Source organism: Pedobacter sp. KBW06 (assembly GCF_003852525.1).
Lineage (GTDB): Bacteria > Bacteroidota > Bacteroidia > Sphingobacteriales > Sphingobacteriaceae > Pedobacter.
Map to the genome: position 1 here is coordinate 450,624 of NZ_QAJL01000001.1, position 20,102 is coordinate 470,725.

Sequence of the window (20,102 nt, forward strand, 5' to 3'; positions counted from 1 at the left end):
AAATCAGAAGCTGGCTTTTTTATAGACCCAACATTTTCTTTATTCCATATAATCGGCCTGCCTGCTCAGCAGCGCGCGGTACTTATTAAAGATGGCCGTTTTAGAGACAAAACCAATGTACTTGTCCTGCTCATTTAAAACAGGCAATAACCAGGCATTTTCCTTTTCCATTTTCTGCAATACCATTTTCATCGGATCATCAAGGTGTAAAGTATCCGGAGCAGCAACCATCAATTCTTCCACCTTCACTTCCTGCTCATCCATATGGTTAATGCCTTTCTTCAGCACATCCTCTACATAAAGCAAGCCCTTAAAGCTCAGCTCCTCCCCTCCGATCACCGGAAAAAGGTTCCGTTTAGACTGCAGAATTTCATTTAACCGCTCAGAAATGACATCTCCTTCGTTCAGCACAAGGTAATCACGTTCTACCAGGTATTTCAGTTTCATCATGTTCAATACCGTGGTATCCTTATCCTCATGAGAAGAAAGCTCTCCTTTCTCTGCCAGTGGTTTGGTATAAATAGAATACTTGTTTGCGCTCCTGTTGATCAGGTAAGAGATTGCCGAGGTGATCATCAAAGGAACCATTAATACATAACCACCTGTAATTTCCGCGATCAGGAAGATCCCGGTCAGCGGTGCATGCATGATGGCACTGAGTGAAGCGGCCATTCCTGCAACAATAAAGTTGGCGACATTCAAATGTGCAATGCCCAGGGTGTTGACCGTATAAGCGACCATAAAGCCCATTAGCCCCCCCATAATCAGACTCGGGGCAAAGATCCCCCCGTTACCGCCTGCACCCAAAGTAATGAGCGTAGCCGCAGATTTAGCAAAAAGCGTGATCAATGTAAACAGCAACACTACCCAGGGCAGGTTACTATAAGAAGAGAAGATGCTGTTATTGATTACAGCAAAGTAATTTCCTCCTAACAGGTTCTTAATGGTAATGTAACCTTCCCCGTATAAAGTAGGGAATAAAAACACGAGTAATCCAAGCATCAAACCACCCAAAACTACTTTCTTGTAAGGGTGTTTGATCTTATAAAAGAAACCCTTGATAAAGCTGTTTGCCTTGGTAAAATAAATGGAAAAAAAACCAATTATTGCAGCCAGGATCACGTAATAGATCAGGGCATCCATTTTCCATCCTTCGGTAACAAGGAAGAACAGTTGCTCATTGTAAAACAGCCTTGCGACTACCGCCGCCGTAGCCGAAGCCAGCAGCAAAGGAATAAAGGCAGGAATCGTGAACTCAGGCAAGAGAATTTCAATAGCGAACACAATCCCTGCAATCGGACTGTTAAATGCACCAGCGATCCCCGCAGCAGCACCACAGGCCAGTAACATCGTCGTCTCCCTGTAGGATAAACCCAGGAAACGGCCCAGTACTGAACCAATCCCTGCACCACTGGTTACAATCGGGGCTTCCAGCCCTGTTGACCCACCAAAACCAACGGTCATGGCAGCAGTAATGATCTGGGAGTAAATGTTATGGGGTTCGACCTTACTTGATTTTCTTGAAATGGTATACAGTAAAGGAGTTAAGCCTGTTTCAAATTTCCCCTTTCTAATGAACCTGCGGACATACATGACCGACAATAAGATCCCTATAAAAGGAAAAAAGAAAAAGAGATAATACTTGTATTCCCAATGAAATCCCGTTTGCAGGAAATCCTCAATATGGTGAGTGATGGTCTTCAGCAGTGATGCAGCAAGCCCGGCAAGAACGCCGACAATCAATGCTGCAATCACTAAAAAGTTTCTGTTTGAGATCTTCGTCCTCCGGTATTGGTTAATTGCGTCTACATAATTTACCAGCCGTACGTACATATCTGTTTATTTAAGCGTCAAATTTATCGAGTAATTTGATGAGCGTTGCAAAGTCTTTCGGATAAGGGGCCTCAATCACAATATCAGTGCCGTCCAGTCCTTTAAATACCAGATGTCTGGCATGCAGGGCAAAGCGCTTCATGATCGGTAACTCTTCATCATCTTTCGCGATGCGGTATCCTTTTTTCATGCTGGAAAGGAAAACCGGTTTTCCACGGTACATGTCATCGCCCGCAATGGCCGCCCTTTGCGTGGCCAGGTGAATCCTGATCTGGTGCATCCGGCCGGTAATCGGCTTACATTCTACCAGGGTATAATGACGGTAATTTTTTATGGAATTAAATATGGTTTCTGCACGTTTACCCTCTTTTCTGTCGATGGTAACGCTCTTATTCCCATCGTTGAGGATGGGAAGATCGATAAACAGCTCGTTAAAAGTAAACTGTCCGTCTACCACCGCGTGGTACACTTTGTTCACTTTACGTTTTTCAAATTGCATCGCTACAGAGCGATAAGCTTCAGGTGTTTTTGCTATAATAATCGCACCTGAAGTCTCTTTGTCTAAACGATGACATACCTGTGCATCAGCAGAATACTGCTTTGCCAAGCGTAATATATTGACCTCGCCTGATCCGCCACGCTCATCCAGCGAGGCTACAAATGGAGGTTTATTTACAACGATATAATCATCGTTTTCGAATAGGATAAGATCTTTAAAAGAAGGATATTTCAATACAGTAGATTTAATACTGTACAAAAATACTAAGAAAGTTCGAATTTATAGCCTACACCCTTCACTGTTGCCACATATCGTTCCCCTAATTTCTCACGAAGCTTACGAATATGTACATCAATTGTACGGTTGGTAACCACTACAGAGTCTTCCCAGATGTTTTTCAAAATAGATTCCCTGGTATATACTTTTCCCGGTTTAGAAGCCAGTAAGTATAATAATTCAAATTCTTTTTTGGCTAAAACCACTTTCTGTCCGCCTTGAAAAACAAGATAAGCTTCTCTGTCAATTACAAGATCGCCAATTTCTACTTTATTATCAGAAACTTCATCCGCACTGGAATTTCTTCTTAATATGGCATTAATTCTACTAATCAATGCCCTTGGCTTAATCGGCTTGGCAATGTAATCATCCGCACCAACGTTAAAACCGGCAATCTCCGAATACTCCTCACTTCTGGCCGTTAAAAATACCATAAACGTATTTTTAAACTCCGGAATCGCACGCATTAACCTGCAGGCTTCAATCCCGTCCATTTTAGGCATCATGATGTCGAGAATGATCAGATCGGGATGAACTTTCTTAGCAACCGTAATCCCTTCCTGGCCGTTGCTGGCCAAAAAAACCTGATAACCTTCCTTTTTCAAGTTATATTCAATTAACTCCAAAATATCTGGTTCATCATCAACAATAAGTATCTTCTGTTTTACGGTGCTCATAGCTTTAATTATTTGTTACGAAAATAGGTAATCAATTATAATATACCGTTAGCACAAAGTTAACAAATTGTTAAGTACCTCCTATATATTAACATGAATTTAGGGTTATCGTAAAGTTTTATTTAAGAATGCCTCCAGCTCTTCACCACGTAGGTTTTTAGCCAGAATTTTACCGTTAGGGTCTAATAAAAAGGAACTTGGAATTGCTTCAATCTGATATAGCCTCACCGTCGGACCTTCAAAATCCTTCAATTCTCCGGCATGTGACCAGGCCAGGTGATCCGCAGCAATGGCGTTTTTCCAGGCACCAGGATCTTTATCCAAAGAAATTCCAAGCACAGTAAAGTTCTTTCCTTTATAAGTATTGTAAGCTTTTACCAGGTTTGGATTCTCCTGGCGACAAGGCATACACCAGGAAGCCCAGAAGTCCAGCAATACATATTTACCTTTGAAGTCGGTTAATTTCACCGGTTTTCCGTCTAAACCATTAATGGTAAATTCAGGTGCCTGCTGACCAACCTGTAAAGCTTTCAGTTTCGCCATCTTCACCAAAAACTCCGTTACCGCCGCATTGTCGTTGAAACTGCTCTTAATCTTGTCAGAATAAGCCACCATCTCTTTCTCATATTCCGATGGGTTTAATAAGTTAATGGCATAAAAACCTGCCAGAGAACTGGAATTCTCCTGGGCAAACTTTAAAACTGCTTTATTCAGGCCCTCGATTTCTTCCGTATATTTCGGCCTCATCTGCTCCATGATCATGTCCCTGTTCTGAGGTTGTGCAGCTACCGTCTCGTCAAACTGCGCCTGAATCCCCGCAATCCTGGTCATATACTGGTGTTTGGTCACGTTCAGCTCCTCCAGTTTATCTGCTTCCGCAGCGCCGGAGAGTTTATAGGCCAGGTTCTTATCGGATAAATCTGCAGAGATCTTAATGTCATCTCCGTTTTTAGCGATGATCATATATTCGCTGTTTCCGGCAGAAATCCTGAAAAAATCTACTCCGGGAGTGCTGTGTGAGAATTTAAACTCCCCTTTTTCAGAAAAAACGGTTGAATCCAAAGGCAGTACATTGTCTTTTTGTAAACCAAACAGGTAAACTTTACTTTTTGGAGTGGCATTTTTAAACTCCCCGCTGATCATAAATTTACTTTTGTCTTTACATGCGGCAAAGGCCAGACATACCAATAATAGATAACTGATTCTTTTCATCTGTTTACTTTAATTTATCCTGTAACAATTCATTTATTTTCTGAGCGTCTGCTTTTCCTTTGGCGAGTTTCATCACTTCACCAACAAAAAGCCCCAACACTCCCTTTTTACCTTTTTTATATGCTTCTACCTGAGGCTGGTATTTCGACAGCACTTCATCTACAAAACCAGACAATGCATCTCCGTTTTCTGCAATCAGCAGGTTCAGTTCAGCCGCCAGTTCAGCAGCTCCCGAATCCGGTTGTCTGATCAATTCCGGAAGCAATTCCTGCAAGGCAATCTGCTGGCTGATCTTTTTATCATCCACCAGGTTGATCAGTCCCGCCAGTTGTACCGGTGCCAGTTTAAAATCGGCAATGCCGATTCCCTGCTCATTCAATAAAGCCCTGATTGCTCCTGTTAACCAGTTCACGAGACTTTTCTTATGATTTACATGGGCTAAGGCCCCGTTAAAATAACGAAGCAATTCCTGATCTTCGGAAAGCATGGCCGCTTCAGAAGCATTCACCCCGAATTCTGCCACCAGGCGTTTAGAAATCTCTGCCGGTAATGCCGGCATTTCTGCCTTGATCTGTGCCAGCCATTCATCAGAAATATGGATGGGCGGAAGATCCGGATCAGGGAAATAACGGTAATCATTGGCCTCTTCTTTAGTCCGCATTGGCGAGGTTGTCCCCTGCTCTGCATCAAAATTAAGCGTGCTTTGAATGATGTGCCCTCCCTCAGTAATCACTTGCTCCTGACGGTTGAATTCAAATTCCATCGCCCTGCGTACATTGCGGATAGAGTTGAGGTTTTTCACTTCACAGCGCGTTCCAAATTCGCTGCTTCCTTTTTTACGGATCGAGATGTTCGCATCGCAACGCAAACTGCCTTCTTCCATATTTCCATCACTCACGTTCAGGTGACGCACGAGTTTCCTCATTTCCGTTAATAAAGCCGAGGCTTCTTCCGCAGAGCGGATATCCGGCTCCGTCACAATTTCAATGAGCGGAACTCCGGCCCTGTTCAGGTCCACAAAAGAATACTGATCATCCTGATCATGTAAGCTTTTCCCTGCATCTTCTTCCAGGTGAATCCGGTTGATCCCGATTCTCTTTTCCTCTCCATTGGCCAGGGTCACCATCAGGAATCCATTCTGACAAATGGGCTTGTTGTCCTGCGTAATCTGGTACCCCTTAGGCAAATCTGCATAGAAATAATTCTTCCGGTCGAAATAATTCAACTGGTTGATCGTACAGTTTAAGGCAAGCCCCATTCTGACCGCCTTTGCAACCACCTCTTTGTTGAGCTTTGGCAATGCACCCGGTAAGGCAAGGGAGACCGCAGAAATGTGTTCATTAGGTTTAGCACCAAATGAAGCACTATCCGAAGAGAAGATCTTTGTTTGTGTATTTAGCTGTACGTGGATTTCCAGACCAGATACCAATTCAAATTCTGATGAAGAAACTAGGGTATTCGTACTCATTTATCGGCAATGATTTAACTTAAATTTCGATGGATTAGATAGACAAATATAACCAATTGTGCGTTACATACGCATGTTCAACGTATTATTACCATTGCCAAACAGAAAATTCAGAATGAAAGCATTTTCATATCCCATCATTTTCAACTTCTGCTTTTAATTGATACCTTTAAGCATTAACGCATTGATCGCCTTAAGATGGACAACATGGAGACATCTCTTTCGCCTCAATTACTTACTTATTTTAACAATTGTCAGTTTAAATCAATTACAAAATAATTAATGATCTCACCCTCAAATCACTTAAAACCATGACCAGTTTACGCTCCCTCGTTCTTCCTGTATTGGAAGGAATGGAAGAATCCCACCTGAAACAACAATTATTAAGCTCCACCCTTCATCGACAGCAAAATTTAAAGTCCTTTTTTCACAATAGTTATTTGATTACCATGGACATTTGGCGCCAAACCGGATTGACCTGGAAGATCTCTAAATCTTAGTCAAATGACACATGCTGTTATCATCCCACTCTTTAACAAGGCCGGCTATATCGTTAAAACGCTGGAGTCCCTGATGTTACAAACCAAAATGCCTGATGAGCTGATCATTGTTGATGACCAGAGTACAGATGGCAGCCTTGAGATCGCAAAAGATTTTTTAGAAAAACAATCCTTTTCATTTAGGAATTGCAGAATTGAAATCGTCAGCCTGCAGGAAAATTACGGTCCTGGCAATGCCCGTAATACCGGTTTTCTAAAAACAAACAGCGAATTAATCAGCTTTTTGGATGCAGACGACCTTTATCATCCGCATTTACTGGAAGTCGCCAGCCAGGCTTTTGAAAAAGAGGGCCTTGAATTTTTGGTCCTGAACATGATGTTTCTCCCGGGAGGCGAAGTGTATCCGAACCTGACGGCACTCAAAAAATACCTGCAGCCCCTATCAGAAAATCTTTATGAAGTGATCCATCCACTCAAGGCCGTTACTTCCCCCCGTTTTATCATGGGCGTAGGAAGCAATGTCATCACCAAACGCAGATGGCTGACTTCCATTCAATACAAAACAGGTAGTTATTTAAATGAAGGAATAGATTTCTGGTATCGGGTCCTCAAACACATACTCGACCGGACGGCAATAGGTAAAGTCGCCTTACTCAGCGGAAATTACCTGCAGGTAACGGAAGTCAATGGAAGCTTATCGCGAAAAACCTATGCTCATTTCAAAGAGATCGACTTCCCTCCTGTCCTTTCCCGCTATAAAAACAGCAAGGACCACCACGACCGGCTCCTGATGGGCATGATTGGCCGGCGCTGGTATACCTATTCGATAAAAAGCCTGAAATCACCAAAGCAAAAAATATTGTTTATCGGCCATTACAGTTATTTATTGCCAAAATATATTGGCTATACACTCCGCAGATTACTCTCTTAACCCAAATTATGGTTCCCAAACTTTGGCTGAAAACGATGAAATTGTAAAGGCGCTGATGATCCGGATTACAGGTCATGGATTGCAGATTTCAGAAAATAATTCCATCAGGACTCCTGCCCCTGGTTGACCTCACTCGGCAAAATGCCGAAATAACGCTTAAAAGCATCTGTCAGATGGCTCTGGTGGTTAAAACCTACCGCATTGGCCACCTGCCCTATGCTCATTTTCTCTTCCAGGATCAGGCTTTTAGCCTGTTCCATTCTCAACCGCGTAACATAGCCATAGATCGTTGTACCATAATATTCTTTAAAGCCACGCTTGAGCTTAAACTCATTTAAAGCCACTAATTTCGACAGCTCAATAATGGTCGGCGGATAGCGGTAGCTTTCATCCAGCAGGGCCCTGGCATGTTCAATCTTTTTCAGGTCATCCTGCTTGATCAGGTATTTTTCTACCTCCACCCCTGATTGCATCTGCTCAAGCTGTAACATCAGCAGTTCCAGGATTTTTGATTCTGTATGCAGGCGTTTCAGTTCTCCTGTCCGTTTGCATTCACAAATATCATTGATCACCCGCCTCATTTCGCCGGTCACAGACAAGTCTTTGGCCGCAAAAGAAGTGTATTTTCCTTTTAGAATCTCCCGCACAAAATCGGTATGCAGCATCGAGTGCTGATCAATCAGATGAAAATAATACGACCTGGAAAGCACGAGCAAAAAATATTTGTATTCAATGTCCGGCAACATGGGATATTTCCCTTTCAGGGAGGGAATGTAACGGATGTTATGCCTGCTGCCGGTACGCCTGCTGCTTTTTGCGAGGGCCTTATCTCCTGCGGCATTTGTACCGTAAAAGATAAACTGAGAGGTAATGGTCTCACCTTCCACTTCTGAAAGCACCTTTACAGGCTCATTAAACTGCATGGTGGAATGCACCAGAAAAAGTCCGCCTGCACTCAGCTGGTAATTCAGGAGCTTCTGTACTGCCGGAATCCGGATGTTGATGTTCTTTTCCGAAAGCGGTGTATTGGGTGCGTACATTTCCGGAATCTCTTCTATGAACAACCAATCTTCTGAACCTTCTATTTTCGATTTAATCTTCATCTTTTCTTTTACTTACTCATCAGCACATACACTTCATTCATGTATATGGCTTCATCTATGGCCTGTTTAAACGTTTCAAATTCATCATAACAAAAGGCAAAGCAGATGTCATCATTCGGGGTATGTAAAATGATCCTTTCTTCATCATCGGGAAAAGGAAGACTGTTCTTATGAAAAGGAAGGCTGTTGACCACTTCTCTAAAAGAATCAAAAGCTTCCGCGGTAAAGTTCAGCAGTAAATTATTATGCCATAAATAGTACATCTTACAGCCCAGACAACTGCTCACTACCGTTTCCCCTTTAGTACTCAATACTCTTGTTTTACACATGCCATTATCAATTAATTCATCATTATTTTTTAAGTTTTAACCTGGAGGTAATCATACCACGAAACCCCTTGTCCATTATTGGATCAGGGGTGATTTGATTTGTATTTTCAATAACACTCATTTTTTGCTGTGCCTGGGCATTCCCTTTAGGTGGTCCGTATATTTCTGCGAATACCCCTTTGAGGCATTCCTCTTCCGGATCAGCAAAATCATGGCCGACATCATCAGCGGCTACCAGATCCGGTAAAAACCCGGTGTAATATTCTCCTTCATTTGCCGCATTTTTGATCAGGAAATTGGAAAGGTATAGCGTATACCTGTTGATGTTGATGCCGAAGAAACCTACGGGCTTTCCATAAGTTCGGCTCCCCACCAGCTTCAGGTTGACATAAGGCTTAAAGCTGTTGATCAGCAATTCACTCGCGGATGCAGTCCGGTTACTTACAATAAAGTAAATGTTTTTGAGTGACTCCATGCCGCCCTGTTTGTTAAAGCTGCTGGTATTGCCTGCTACGCTGAAATCAACATCCGCCATGGTCGCCCTTCTGCCATTGACATAAGCCGGATTTCCGTGCTCATCAAAGTAGAGCTGCCGCTTTAAAATGCTTCCTTTCCCCTGTTGCAAAAGGCTGTTGAAATGTTTGGCGTACATCACCTTTCCATTCAATGCCGAAGGCGCCATCAGGTTGGCCAGATATTCCGCTGTTTCTACATAACCACCGCCATTATAACGGAGGTCCAGAATCATATCTGCCGGCTGTTCCGCAGAGAATTTAAGGAAAGCCTGATCCAATTCGGATTTCACCTCATCCAGACGCTCAAACTTTGCGAGCGACAGGTACGCGAACTTGCGGCCTTCTTTGTTGAATACCTGAGATTTTAGCAAGCCATGACTCTTGTAGGCTCCTCTAAGGACAGTAGTCGCGCCCTTACTTCCATCCGGGCGTTCATAGGCGATCGACACCTGTGTTTGTTTCAGTGCCTGTTCTGCCATCACCGGGCTCGCCTGCTGTCCGTTAACCGCTGTTAAACGAAATCCCCTAAACAGGCCCGCCAGATCTGCGGGGGAACCCGGATTAACCGCACTGATATAAACGGCCCCTCCCATTGCTGCGACCTCAAAACCGAGATCATTCCCTTTTACACCCAGCGCAATTGCTGCCACTACACTTCCGTAGGTATTCCCTTCCTGGATAAAAGAATACTTCGGCATTCCGGCAAAAACCGGTTCTTCATAAGCTGCCCCCGTGGCCGGATTCTTCTTCAGCTGACTGATGTCGAACAGTTCCTGTTTAAAGTTTCCAAAATCATTTCCTGCGCCGACATATTTCCTGGGATTAAATTCCGTATAGGAAGGCAAAGCGTCGTTCCAGAGGTAAGTCTGCAGGGAATACAGGTAAATCGAGTCCTTTGTCAGCTCTGCGACCGTCCCCGTCAGAGGAGAAACCGGCCGGTCTTCCGGCAATACGCCCGCTTTTTTACAAGCAGCGACACCTAATACCAGGAGTATCATTCCGGTCAGCTTAAGAGAATTTTGGATCAGCTTCATACCTTTTGATTTTTGGCTTAAGGAACAATCGTCACTGGCGCATCAAAGTCGATCAATGATGCTCCGCCATCTGCATAAGCCGTATCCGGAAAATAGAAATATAAATAAGAATAAACGCCCAATGGCAGATCTGAAGGAATTTGCAAAATCCATCCATCTTTACGTTTTTCTTTAACGATCAATGGGTATTCCGTTCCGGTATTGATGTCATAAAAACCAATTACATTTGCAAGATCAGCATCAGTTCCTCCTTTTACATTGATCTGATCCCCACGTTTTAAGGTTTGTTGCTGCTGAAAGGAAATCCCTGTTAATCTGGGAAACAACAGCTCCGGAGCAAGCTCAAAATCCTGTTCATAATTTGCCGTACGGTTATTGCTGATCACTTTCAACCTCCGGTAATCGCCAACAGGGCCATCAGCAGTAAATTTAATGCTGATCGGAGTTACGGTCTCGACTTTCACTTCCGCTTCTTTACCATCCTTCGCCACTAAAAAAACTTTGACCAGACTGATATCGCTGGAAAAATAATCCCCGCTAACCGTTACTGAACTTGCTTTACTCAGAAATGTTTTTCCTTTGTACACCTTAAAGCTGACACTTCCGATATAAGGCATTACGGAATTGATTTTCATCTTTATTTTATAGGTAGTTATACTTCCGTTTTTGGCGCGGACCGTATAAGCAGTACCATCTTTAAAAGCCACCTTTGTTCCCGATGCGGGCTGAATCTCCGCCCCCTCTGCCACAGTAATCACCGGAGTGATAAAATCCGGAATGGCCTGTTCCGGTGGCCAGTACAATACGATTTCATTGTTTTCGATCCCTGCTTTCAACGTTTCCCCTTTTGCATCTTTAATGGCAAAATTCACGATATTGGAATAAGGAGAAGGCTGTTGTTCTTTTTTACAGGCAGTAAATGCAAGCAGTAAAAAGAAGATCATTAATGGCTTTACAAGGGCCGGCTTACCGTACTTAATGAACCGAATTAGTGTCATATATTTTTAGTTGAAATACAGATATTTATTTTTTTATATACATTAGCGCCTTATTAGAGTCTGGCGAAGACTGGTAGCAGCTGCAATGAAGCTGTATGTTTTAAAAAACAATCCGGGATTTGCAATCACCTTGCTTTAAGTTTTATGCTGAGCACCGGGGCTCTTTTTGAGGGACGATATTTGAAGATGGCGTCCCTCTTTTATTTTCTATTTTAATCTTTTGGTATGGAAGTCTACTGTAGTCGTGAACGGACCAGTAGTTCCTGTTGCAGTAACTGCATCCAGTTGCACTACATATACCGCAGTTGCAGCTGCAATTGAAGTATTGTTGGCAACCACCGCATAACGTTGCGCTACCGGAGTAATCACACGGGTAGTTCTGTTATAGTCATACCATCCCACTGTTGTAGCAGAATTGCTTCCTAAAGTGCTCAATCCAAGAGATACAGATGAAATATCAGTTAAAGTGATGCCGCTTACATTGGTTACTGATGGTGAATCATAGTAGCCCAGAGAATATCCGCTCAATTTTGTGATGTTTCCATTAAAATTGCTTTCGAATTTTACCTGAGCGGTAAGTGCAGGTGCAGTTGCATTGTTTAGCAAGCTATAGTTAATTGCGGTCCATGCAGTTGGAGAGGCAGAAGTGTTCGTTACCTGACCTGCTTCTGTTCCGTCAACAGGAATTACTGCTTTAGCTGAATTTAACGCTAATTTCTGATCAGGAGTTCCTTCGTTTTCTTTTTTACAAGCTGTACCTAATACGGCGATCATCGCCACACCTAGTGTTAATTTTAATAGGGTATTTTTCATAATTTTTTTCTGTTTTTTAATTAAGGATAATATATGTGGGAAAGCTTCCCGGATTGTTTTTTTCTTTTATTTAGGGGTTACGGTCACCGTCCAGCCAAATGCGCTGGCCGGCCATCCCTCAAATTTGAGTGTCGGTTGGTACACTCCTGCAGGGACTTCTTCCGGAACCCGGATCACCGCCTCTGTCCTGTTATAGGAAATGATTGGCAACACTGTTTTCTGGCCTTTAACCATGATGCTGAATTCAGAAAACTGGTGAAATACCTCTGCCCTGGTGCCTATTTTGAAAGTTTCGCCGGCTTTGGCGGTCACCCCGGCATAAGTTACCGTTGGCCTGCCATACACGATTTCCACCGGATATTTAGCTTCGCTAACCAATGAATAGACTTTCGCCCTCAACTTATAGGTCCCGGGATCAACGGTTTGAGGCACCTGTAAATTCCCCAGGCGGTATGTTTTTCCGGAAGGCGTTAAAGCCACTGCAATTCCGGTAGTGGAGCTCGCACTCGGCACCAGTGCAATCTCTTTTCCATCTGCCCCTACTAGATAAACCTTTACTTTGGTCACGTCTGTAGTGTTAAAATTACCGCTCACTGTAATAAATCCATTTCCAATTCCCCATTTGCTGGTGGTAGCTGCTGTCGAAACCTCGTCCAGCACCAGCGGAGTGATTTGTTGAATGTTAATGATCAGTTTGTAAGTGGAACTGCTCTTATCGGCACCTGTAACGGTATAAGTCGTTTTAGTATCCATGACCTCAACCGGGACAACCGCCTCTTTCAAAACCGCACCTTCAGCCAGTTTTATTTTAGGATCAATCACGTCCAGCTGGTAGAAAAAGGGAAGATATACCGTAATGGTCTTGTCACTTTCGTCGATTACCCCGCTGATTTCTCCATCAGATACAGGTACTTTAAAGGATTCAATTCTGCTGTTTGGCTGAGCAGGATAATCAATCTTCTTTTTACAGGCCGTAAACAGAACGGATGCCGTCAGGCAAAACAGGATAAGGATAGAATTTAATTTCATTTTGATATGAGAATTGGTCTTATTATTTAATTTCAAATTTGGTACTGCCTTTAGGCACCAATACATATTCGAAGGTGAAAAACATGTGTGGAGTATCTTTAAACCATTTGTCTGCCGTAAAAGCATCTTTATAGCAGCTGATCATTTTTACCTTCGCATAATTACCGGTAGCCGTACGGATAATGATCGTCCGCATCTCTGGCAAGGCATAGGCCACATGCGTTTTCTGCGGACTTCCGTCACCACGTATGGTACCGCCAAAATCATACAGATACCAGCCTGTACCTTCTCCGAAAGCACCCAGATCATCCGTTCCCACCACATTGCCTTTAGTTTTAAAATCGCTTTCTGAGGGTACATCTGTTACTTCCTCAAATGGCTTTTTCAGGACAATGATTCCTCCTTTTCCACTTCCCCCATAGCCCTGATTGGTTCCGTCAGTACCATTGTTTCCGGAAAGAAAACTATTGTAAAGACCCGTGAATGCCACGTCCCAACGTGCAGTTTTGGCATAGGATGCCGGAACTTCTTCTTTGTTGTCCAGACTGAAATAAGCGGCAGGCTTAGCTTGTGTCGGGTTTTTATCATCGGTTTCCACCGCCAGATTTTCTACCCGCTGCAGCTTATAAAATGGAATTTTACCGGAAGGTTGCGGAGGCTTTACTGTATCTACCGGAGCAGGTTTTTCTGTTACCGGGTTGTCATTCTTGGAGCAGGACATGCTGAAGGAAAGCAGCAGTCCCAGCATCAGCATTCCTGTATTTTTCTTTAAAAATTTCGACGTATTCATCTCTTTCTATAATTGAATGTTTCCTTGTATTAATCTTTGGTGTTGAGGTTTCTGCTGCCGTCCTGCTGCACGTAATAGCGGAAAGTAAAATAAGGAGAAGGCCATTTCAGGTCACTCACTGCTGCCGGGTTTCCTTTATACATGCTGAACATTTCCAGCTTTGCATACTTTCCTTCGGCGGTTCTCAACAGATAGGTTCTGTTTTTAATCGGAACAGCGATATGTGTTTTGAGTTCATAAAAATACCAGCCATTGCCATTTCCTGAATCCCAGCCGGCACCGGTAATCCCGTTTGCGGCAAACTCAGCATCCGCAGGTGCTTCCTTAACTTCGTCATAGGGCTTGTTGATTACCAGCATTCCGCCTTTGCCCGGGCCTCCAAATCCCAGACTGTTCCCGTCTTTTCCATTGTTAACCGAGACAAACGAGTTGTATTCCTTTGCAAATACCAGGTCCCATCCGGCCGTTATTTTTTCGGTTGCAGCTACCTTGGCACCGGTTTTAAGGCTGAAATACAGGGGATCAAATTCAGCTCCCCCTCCTACCGTTTTCCCAACGTCTCCGGGAAGGTCTTTAATGATCGTGCTTTTCCCATCTACCGGCTCCGGTTTTACTTCATCTTTTGTGCAGGAAGCAAAGGCGCAGATGACTGCAAAAAGTGCAATGGTTGATTTTAACTTATTTTTCATATCTGTTGTGCGTTTTAGTCCTTAAAAAATCTCCAGCTGATTCCGGCCAAAATGGCTCTTCCCTGCTGTCCGGGCATCAATTGGTTGCGGTAGTCCATCAGGTTATCAGCGGTCAGCTGTAACTGCAGATGTTTGCGGTAAAAATTCTTCTGTATGGCCAGGTTGAGCAGGAAATATGCCGGCACGAAAGTATCGTACTGATCGATAAACAGGTTGGCCTTATTTCGTTCGGTAAAGCCGTATTTGCTCCTGTAATTCACCCTGAATGATCCGCTAAGACCTGTTTTCACATGCTCATAGGTCACCTTAATATTCGCCATATGGCGGGAGCGGTTAGACATTCCGAAATAATCAGCCCTGACAGAGCGTCTTGGCGGATTAACCCCATCGTAGATTCCCGCATATAAGCCTGTTCCGTTTTTGATGGAATCAACCACCCCTTTATCCACGGCGTATAACAACTGATAACCCGCAGAAAAGTTCAATACTTCAGTGGCTTTCCAGCTCAGGCCAATTTCCGTTCCTGCAGTATAGGCTTTAGCCACATTGACGTAAGAGAAAATCTGCTGGGTATTTGTTTTCTGAGCAACAGCCTCTGCATTGATAAAATTCCTCATGTCGTTATAAAAAACATTGACATCCAGCCTGACTGAATTCAGCGGGCTAAAAATAAATCCTCCGCTATAGGAAACCGATCGTTCCGGCTTCAACCCGGCAATCCTGGAAGCAATCGGATATACACTAATGATCTTGCCCGCATCCTGTAAGATTTTTAATTCCCTCCAGAACTCCTCCGAACCAAATACCGTATAACCGGTTTGTACATTTGTAAATACCATATACAACTGCTGAAAATTCGGCGTTTTGAATCCTGTTCCAACCGCAGCCCTGAGGCTGAGTTTTTCTATGGGTTGGTAATTGAGCCCTATGCCCGGACTTAACTTAGATCCGTACTTGTCATGATAATCATACCTTGCTCCTGTGGTCACATTCAGATTTGGCGCAAGCTGCCAGTCGGCCTGCCCATAGGCAAAATAATTGCTCATGTCTTTTTTTCCGCGGTAGTAGGCATTGTCCAGCAATTCATAAGCTGCACCAGCGCCACCGGTTAACGTCAACGCCCCAAAAAACCGGTGCATTCCTTGTACCTCAGCACGGTGTAAATACTGGTTGAACCTGCTTCCCGGCATCACTATACCGCTGTTTAGATCTGTCACATCCTGCCCGGTCTGATAGCGGGTCAGGTAATACTGCGTTTTTAACCTGGTGCCATTTCTGAAATTCTGGTTCAGCGCAACAGATCCGTTCAGGTCATGTTCATCCATCACATCTTTAGTGGGCTGAACCCCATAAGATTGGTTGTTGACCGATTTTCTACCTGCATATCGTCCGTTAAAATTCAGACTGCTGATTTCAGTTAACTCATAACGTCCACGTCCCTGGAGGGAATAACTGTCGAACGGAGGTGCTGTTTTTCCCTCTTTAAGGTAAGGATTGGAATTGAATCCATCCGTCCGGTAATAATTCCCTGACAGGTAAGCAGAACCTCTTTTGCCTGCAAAAGGAGTTTCCCCCTCCAGCGTCGCATCCAGCATATTAAAGCTGCCATAGCGTAAGGCTGCCATACCCTGCGGTGCTGTAATATTTTTACGGGTCACGATATTGATCACCCCCGCCAGGGCTTCACTTCCAAACAAACAGGAAGAAGCACCTTTTATAATTTCTATTCTTTCAATATTGGAAACGGTGATCCTGGATAAATCAAAATTCCCGTTGTTGCGGCCAACCATGGGCTGCCCGTCAATCATGATCATGGTATAACCACTGTCGAAACCCTGCATTTGCAAACCCACTGCCCGGTTACCGGAAGCGATGTCGTTTACGATCGACAGGCCCGTTTGTTCTTTCAGTACTTCATCCAGCCTTCTGCTCCCCATTTGCTCAATTTCCTTGCGTGTAATCACTGTGGCCGGCATGGCTGTCCTGGTCATGTCTATGAAATTGTCCGGATTTCCATGAACGCCGGTCACGCTCACTTCGTTTAAAGATTCATTTTTCCGGGTTAACCTGATAATCAGGCTATTCTTTTTTCCTGCTTCCACCACTACTTCCTGCGTATGCGTTCCAAATCCAATGGCAGAAATCCTCAAAATATAGGTTCCTGTATACAATCTGTCGATCTCAAATGCCCCCTTTTTATCGGTCAGGGCACGACGCATATCCGGCTCCAAAGCAACTGTAATTCCCGCAAGGGGTTTATCGGCCTCATCGCAGACTAGCCCACTCAATTTCCCTTTGATCTCCTTTGCCATTACAGCATTGGTCAGGAAAAACAGCAGCGCCAATAAGCAGTTCTTTTTAGAGATGTAGTTGTACATTCAAGTATAGTGTATTATTTTTAATCAGTCTAAATAAAGTAGGCAAATATGCTTAGATTTACTAATATCTGCACAACGAAAAAGGGATTATTTTTAACCTTTTCGGGATAACATTTACGGATTCGGGATATATTATAGGAAGAATTAAAAGAAAAGCAGTAATTACGACACTCCACAAAAAGAAGATAAACAATTAAACTACAATGATTTAGATATAAAAAACCAGTAAAAAAACGCCCCTTCTACCCCCTAAAAGAGAAAACATACCAATACCGACAATAAAAAAATAATTATTTGGAATGAGTATAATTAAAGGTTTCTTTGCACCGTTATAAATGTCAATACACAAACAAAAAAATGATCAAAGCGTTCCATACCTTTCTCCTGGTAGTATTATGTTATTGTAGTTCGTCGGCAATTGCGCCGAAACGGATCATCACTTTAAGCGCCGCGCTGACGGAAACAGCAGATGCCTTAGGATTTGGAAGTCAGATCGTAGCAGTAGATGTCACCAGTATTTACCCTGCCTATGTTTCGAAATTGCCCAGGGTGAGTCAGAACCGCGTGTTATCCGCTGAAGGCATCATTTCCTTTTCACCAGACCTGGTCATTGCCCCGGAAGGCGATGTATCCAAAGCCATCGAATATCAGTTAAAATCAGCAGGTATAAAACTGGTCAGCATCAAACAAGAGTACAGTGTAGCCGGTGCTTCAAAATTCATCAGGTCTGTGGCTGCAGCGCTGGAAGTTTCCCAAAAGGGAGAAGTGTTGGTCAAACAGATGGAAAGCAGTATGTTACAATCGCTGGATCTGGTAAAGAAAAACCCCAAACACCCTAAAGTATTGTTCGTTTATGCCCGTGGAACCGGTGTGATGATGGTTGCCGGAAAAAACACCAATATGGATGCCATGATCAGCCTTGCCGGTGGAAAAAACGCGGCCCAGGGCTTTTCAAGTTATAAACCTTATACTACAGAAGCATTGGTAAATGCCAATCCGGATGTGATCCTGATGTTTGATTTCGGTTACAAAAGCCTTGGCGGCATCAACAGCATTTTAAAAATGCCGGGCGTTGGTTTAACCAATGCCGGAAAAAACAAAAGAGTGATCCAAATGGATGGAGAGCTCCTGGTCAGCTTCTCTGTCAGACTTCCACAGGCCATTAAAGAACTCAACAGTAAATGGTAATTCAGAAAGCAAGTCTCTATGTGCTGCTGACGATCGCCTTATTTTTAGCTGCCGCCTTTTCGCTCGGCCTCGGTGCCGTAAAAATCCCCGTCGCAGATGTCATGATCATCCTCGCGAAAAAGATCGGTTTCTTTTCCCGTTCAGCGGTCTCTGTACAACATGAAGGTGTGCTAAATATTGTCCGCCTTCCAAGAGTCGTCCTGGGCATCCTGGTCGGCGCCGCATTGGGCATCTCCGGAGCCGCGATACAGGGCATCTTCCGGAATCCCCTGGCAGAACCCGGACTGATCGGAATCTCTGCGGGAGCTTCTTTAATGGCGGTCATTGTGATTGTATTGGAGATGGCCCTTTTTGCCGGACTGAGCAATCTTCTGGGGTATTACCTCCTGGCTTTTGGCGCTTTTGCCGGTGCCGGAATTGCTGCAATGCTGGTGTATCAGATTTCCCGGACCGATGGAAAATCCAATGTCGCGACCATGCTCCTTGCCGGAATCGCCATCAATTCACTTGCCGGTGCACTGACCGGATTGATCACTTATATGGCCGACGACCAGCAGCTTCGGAACATCACTTTCTGGATGCTGGGCAGTTTAGCCGGAGCCACCTGGGAAACGGTCCTTGCCATCACCCCCTTTGTACTCCTCCCCGTATTGATCCTCCCCCATATGGGCAAGGCCTTAAATGCCTTTGCATTGGGCGAAACACAGGCAAATCAGCTGGGGCTTCGCATCAACCGGATCAAAAGAAATGTAGTAATCCTGTCGACCATGGCTGTAGGTGCCGCTGTAGCCGTTTCGGGAATTATTGGATTTGTAGGTTTACTCGTTCCACATACGATCAGGCTGCTGGTTGGCGTTGATAACAAATACGTATTGCCTGCATCGGCATTGATGGGCGCTTTAATGCTTACCCTGGCGGATATGCTTTGCAGAACGATCATCGCCCCGATTGAACTTCCTATCGGCGTGATCACGGCTTTATTGGGAACCCCGCTGTTCCTGTATATTTTAATTAAGGACAAGAAAAAACTGACCCTATAATGTTAATCGCAGATCACATCAGTTACGAAACAGGAAAGCGCATGCTGGTAAAGGATGTTTCTTTCAGCATCCGCCCGGGCGAGATGCTCGTGATTTTGGGTGCAAATGGTGCGGGAAAATCGACCTTGCTCCGCATGTTGAGCGGAGAACGGAAACCTTCCAAAGGAAGCCTGACCCTGCACCACAAGGAACTGAGCCATTATTCTTCTCCCGAACTTGCGCTAAAAAGGGCGGTGCTCAACCAGCAAAACGTGGTCAATATGGCCTTCATGGCTCAGGAGATTGTGATGATGGGCCGTTACCCGCATTATCAGCACAATCCTTCGCCTAAAGACCGGGAAATCTGTGAGGAAGTGATGGCACTCACAGGAACGAGTCACCTTGCTGAACGCTCCTACCTGAGTTTATCCGGAGGGGAACAGCAAAGGGTGCAGTTGTCCAGGATCCTGGTACAGATCTGGGACATCCCCAATGCCCTGCTCTTAATGGATGAACCTGTTTCAGGATTGGACCTGCAATACCAGCAACAAACTTTAGCCATTGCAAAAGCGTTATCTAAAAGAGGTTTTATGGTGATCAGCATTTTACACGACATCAACCTTGCCGCCCAGTATGCAGACCGGATCCTGATGCTTAAAAACGGCAGAAAATGGTATGATGGAACCGCCTCCGAAGTATTAAACACAAAAAATATCTATGAAGTATTTGAGATCGACTCTGAGGTATTTACCAATCCGAAGACCCTCAAACCCTTCTTTATTCCTAAAAACACAACCGTTAATTTAAGTTCATTATCATAA

At 44.1% G+C, this 20,102-nt stretch carries 19 protein-coding genes; 5 read left to right on the forward strand and 14 right to left on the reverse strand.

What is annotated here, in order from left to right:
• Nucleotides 1–39: 39 nt before the first annotated feature.
• The 5 genes from DBR43_RS01785 to gatB form a co-directional block, all read right to left on the reverse strand.
• Complete coding sequence (locus DBR43_RS01785; RefSeq protein ID WP_124577343.1) at nt 40–1,833, reverse strand: chloride channel protein; 1,794 nt, start codon at nt 1,831–1,833, stop codon at nt 40–42.
• A gap of 10 nt (nt 1,834–1,843) precedes the next feature.
• Nucleotides 1,844–2,566 carry an RluA family pseudouridine synthase gene (locus DBR43_RS01790; RefSeq protein ID WP_124577345.1) on the reverse strand — a complete coding sequence of 241 codons (723 nt, stop codon included), beginning with the start codon at nt 2,564–2,566 and terminating at the stop codon, nt 1,844–1,846.
• Between the two features lie 29 nt (nt 2,567–2,595).
• Nucleotides 2,596–3,285: a response regulator transcription factor gene (locus tag DBR43_RS01795; protein WP_069380689.1), complete on the reverse strand. Its 690-nt coding sequence runs from the start codon at nt 3,283–3,285 to the stop codon at nt 2,596–2,598.
• Nucleotides 3,286–3,390: 105 nt separating this feature from the next.
• The gene (locus DBR43_RS01800) at nt 3,391–4,497 is read right to left on the reverse strand and encodes a TlpA disulfide reductase family protein (protein WP_124577347.1); all 1,107 of its coding nucleotides are present in this window, start codon (nt 4,495–4,497) and stop codon (nt 3,391–3,393) included.
• Between the two features lie 4 nt (nt 4,498–4,501).
• Nucleotides 4,502–5,965, reverse strand: a complete 1,464-nt coding sequence (gatB, locus tag DBR43_RS01805) for an Asp-tRNA(Asn)/Glu-tRNA(Gln) amidotransferase subunit GatB (protein WP_124577349.1) — start codon at nt 5,963–5,965, stop codon at nt 4,502–4,504.
• Between the two features lie 311 nt (nt 5,966–6,276).
• Between gatB and DBR43_RS01810 the strand changes: the two genes are divergently transcribed.
• Both DBR43_RS01810 and DBR43_RS01815 read left to right on the forward strand, forming a co-directional pair.
• On the forward strand, nt 6,277–6,465 hold the full coding sequence (locus tag DBR43_RS01810) for a hypothetical protein (protein WP_124577351.1): 189 nt from the start codon (nt 6,277–6,279) through the stop codon (nt 6,463–6,465).
• Between the two features lie 4 nt (nt 6,466–6,469).
• A complete protein-coding gene (locus DBR43_RS01815) occupies nt 6,470–7,396 on the forward strand; it encodes a glycosyltransferase family 2 protein (protein WP_124577353.1) in 927 nt (308 codons plus the stop codon).
• A 104-nt stretch (nt 7,397–7,500) separates the two neighbouring features.
• Here the strand turns inward: DBR43_RS01815 and DBR43_RS01820 are convergent, their stop codons facing one another.
• The 9 genes from DBR43_RS01820 to DBR43_RS01860 all read right to left on the reverse strand — a co-directional run bounded on the left by DBR43_RS01820 (nt 7,501) and on the right by DBR43_RS01860 (nt 17,074).
• The gene (locus tag DBR43_RS01820) at nt 7,501–8,499 is read right to left on the reverse strand and encodes a helix-turn-helix transcriptional regulator (RefSeq protein WP_124577355.1); all 999 of its coding nucleotides are present in this window, start codon (nt 8,497–8,499) and stop codon (nt 7,501–7,503) included.
• Nucleotides 8,500–8,507: 8 nt separating this feature from the next.
• Nucleotides 8,508–8,828 carry a DUF6686 family protein gene (locus DBR43_RS01825; protein WP_233602800.1) on the reverse strand — a complete coding sequence of 107 codons (321 nt, stop codon included), beginning with the start codon at nt 8,826–8,828 and terminating at the stop codon, nt 8,508–8,510.
• 22 nt (nt 8,829–8,850) lie between these two features.
• A complete protein-coding gene (locus DBR43_RS01830) occupies nt 8,851–10,377 on the reverse strand; it encodes a S41 family peptidase (RefSeq protein WP_124577356.1) in 1,527 nt (508 codons plus the stop codon).
• Nucleotides 10,378–10,394: 17 nt separating this feature from the next.
• Entirely contained in the window at nt 10,395–11,375 is a 981-nt protein-coding gene (locus tag DBR43_RS01835) for a hypothetical protein (RefSeq protein ID WP_124577359.1), read from the reverse strand.
• A gap of 207 nt (nt 11,376–11,582) precedes the next feature.
• Nucleotides 11,583–12,188 carry a hypothetical protein gene (locus DBR43_RS01840; RefSeq protein WP_124577361.1) on the reverse strand — a complete coding sequence of 202 codons (606 nt, stop codon included), beginning with the start codon at nt 12,186–12,188 and terminating at the stop codon, nt 11,583–11,585.
• A gap of 66 nt (nt 12,189–12,254) precedes the next feature.
• Complete coding sequence (locus DBR43_RS01845) at nt 12,255–13,217, reverse strand: hypothetical protein (protein ID WP_124577363.1); 963 nt, start codon at nt 13,215–13,217, stop codon at nt 12,255–12,257.
• A gap of 22 nt (nt 13,218–13,239) precedes the next feature.
• The gene (locus DBR43_RS01850; RefSeq protein ID WP_124577365.1) at nt 13,240–14,007 is read right to left on the reverse strand and encodes an HmuY family protein; all 768 of its coding nucleotides are present in this window, start codon (nt 14,005–14,007) and stop codon (nt 13,240–13,242) included.
• A gap of 29 nt (nt 14,008–14,036) precedes the next feature.
• Nucleotides 14,037–14,696: an HmuY family protein gene (locus tag DBR43_RS01855; protein ID WP_124577367.1), complete on the reverse strand. Its 660-nt coding sequence runs from the start codon at nt 14,694–14,696 to the stop codon at nt 14,037–14,039.
• Between the two features lie 14 nt (nt 14,697–14,710).
• The gene (locus DBR43_RS01860) at nt 14,711–17,074 is read right to left on the reverse strand and encodes a TonB-dependent receptor (protein WP_124577369.1); all 2,364 of its coding nucleotides are present in this window, start codon (nt 17,072–17,074) and stop codon (nt 14,711–14,713) included.
• A gap of 357 nt (nt 17,075–17,431) precedes the next feature.
• On the opposite strand from DBR43_RS01860, the gene DBR43_RS01865 reads away from it, so the two are divergent.
• From DBR43_RS01865 to DBR43_RS01875, 3 genes are read left to right on the forward strand one after another with little or no spacing between them, the layout of a single operon-like run.
• Nucleotides 17,432–18,262 (forward strand): hemin ABC transporter substrate-binding protein, encoded by an 831-nt coding sequence (locus DBR43_RS01865; RefSeq protein WP_124577370.1) that lies wholly within the window; start codon nt 17,432–17,434, stop codon nt 18,260–18,262.
• Nucleotides 18,256–19,302 (forward strand): FecCD family ABC transporter permease, encoded by a 1,047-nt coding sequence (locus DBR43_RS01870; protein WP_199756932.1) that lies wholly within the window; start codon nt 18,256–18,258, stop codon nt 19,300–19,302. The genes DBR43_RS01865 and DBR43_RS01870 overlap by 7 nt, the downstream gene beginning before the upstream one ends.
• On the forward strand, nt 19,302–20,102 hold the full coding sequence (locus DBR43_RS01875) for a heme ABC transporter ATP-binding protein (protein ID WP_124577372.1): 801 nt from the start codon (nt 19,302–19,304) through the stop codon (nt 20,100–20,102). Before DBR43_RS01870 ends, DBR43_RS01875 begins: the two co-directional genes overlap by 1 nt.

Coding starts and splice junctions, on each gene's coding strand:
- DBR43_RS01785 (WP_124577343.1), bottom strand. CDS start 1,833: ATGTACGTACGGCTGGTAAATTATGTAGACGCAATTAACCAATACCGG.
- DBR43_RS01795 (WP_069380689.1), bottom strand. CDS start 3,285: ATGAGCACCGTAAAACAGAAGATACTTATTGTTGATGATGAACCAGAT.
- DBR43_RS01800 (WP_124577347.1), bottom strand. CDS start 4,497: ATGAAAAGAATCAGTTATCTATTATTGGTATGTCTGGCCTTTGCCGCA.
- gatB (WP_124577349.1), bottom strand. CDS start 5,965: ATGAGTACGAATACCCTAGTTTCTTCATCAGAATTTGAATTGGTATCT.
- DBR43_RS01810 (WP_124577351.1), top strand. CDS start 6,277: ATGACCAGTTTACGCTCCCTCGTTCTTCCTGTATTGGAAGGAATGGAA.
- DBR43_RS01815 (WP_124577353.1), top strand. CDS start 6,470: ATGACACATGCTGTTATCATCCCACTCTTTAACAAGGCCGGCTATATC.
- DBR43_RS01820 (WP_124577355.1), bottom strand. CDS start 8,499: ATGAAGATTAAATCGAAAATAGAAGGTTCAGAAGATTGGTTGTTCATA.
- DBR43_RS01825 (WP_233602800.1), bottom strand. CDS start 8,828: ATGTGTAAAACAAGAGTATTGAGTACTAAAGGGGAAACGGTAGTGAGC.
- DBR43_RS01830 (WP_124577356.1), bottom strand. CDS start 10,377: ATGAAGCTGATCCAAAATTCTCTTAAGCTGACCGGAATGATACTCCTG.
- DBR43_RS01835 (WP_124577359.1), bottom strand. CDS start 11,375: ATGACACTAATTCGGTTCATTAAGTACGGTAAGCCGGCCCTTGTAAAG.
- DBR43_RS01840 (WP_124577361.1), bottom strand. CDS start 12,188: ATGAAAAATACCCTATTAAAATTAACACTAGGTGTGGCGATGATCGCC.
- DBR43_RS01845 (WP_124577363.1), bottom strand. CDS start 13,217: ATGAAATTAAATTCTATCCTTATCCTGTTTTGCCTGACGGCATCCGTT.
- DBR43_RS01850 (WP_124577365.1), bottom strand. CDS start 14,007: ATGAATACGTCGAAATTTTTAAAGAAAAATACAGGAATGCTGATGCTG.
- DBR43_RS01855 (WP_124577367.1), bottom strand. CDS start 14,696: ATGAAAAATAAGTTAAAATCAACCATTGCACTTTTTGCAGTCATCTGC.
- DBR43_RS01860 (WP_124577369.1), bottom strand. CDS start 17,074: ATGTACAACTACATCTCTAAAAAGAACTGCTTATTGGCGCTGCTGTTT.
- DBR43_RS01865 (WP_124577370.1), top strand. CDS start 17,432: ATGATCAAAGCGTTCCATACCTTTCTCCTGGTAGTATTATGTTATTGT.
- DBR43_RS01870 (WP_199756932.1), top strand. CDS start 18,256: ATGGTAATTCAGAAAGCAAGTCTCTATGTGCTGCTGACGATCGCCTTA.
- DBR43_RS01875 (WP_124577372.1), top strand. CDS start 19,302: ATGTTAATCGCAGATCACATCAGTTACGAAACAGGAAAGCGCATGCTG.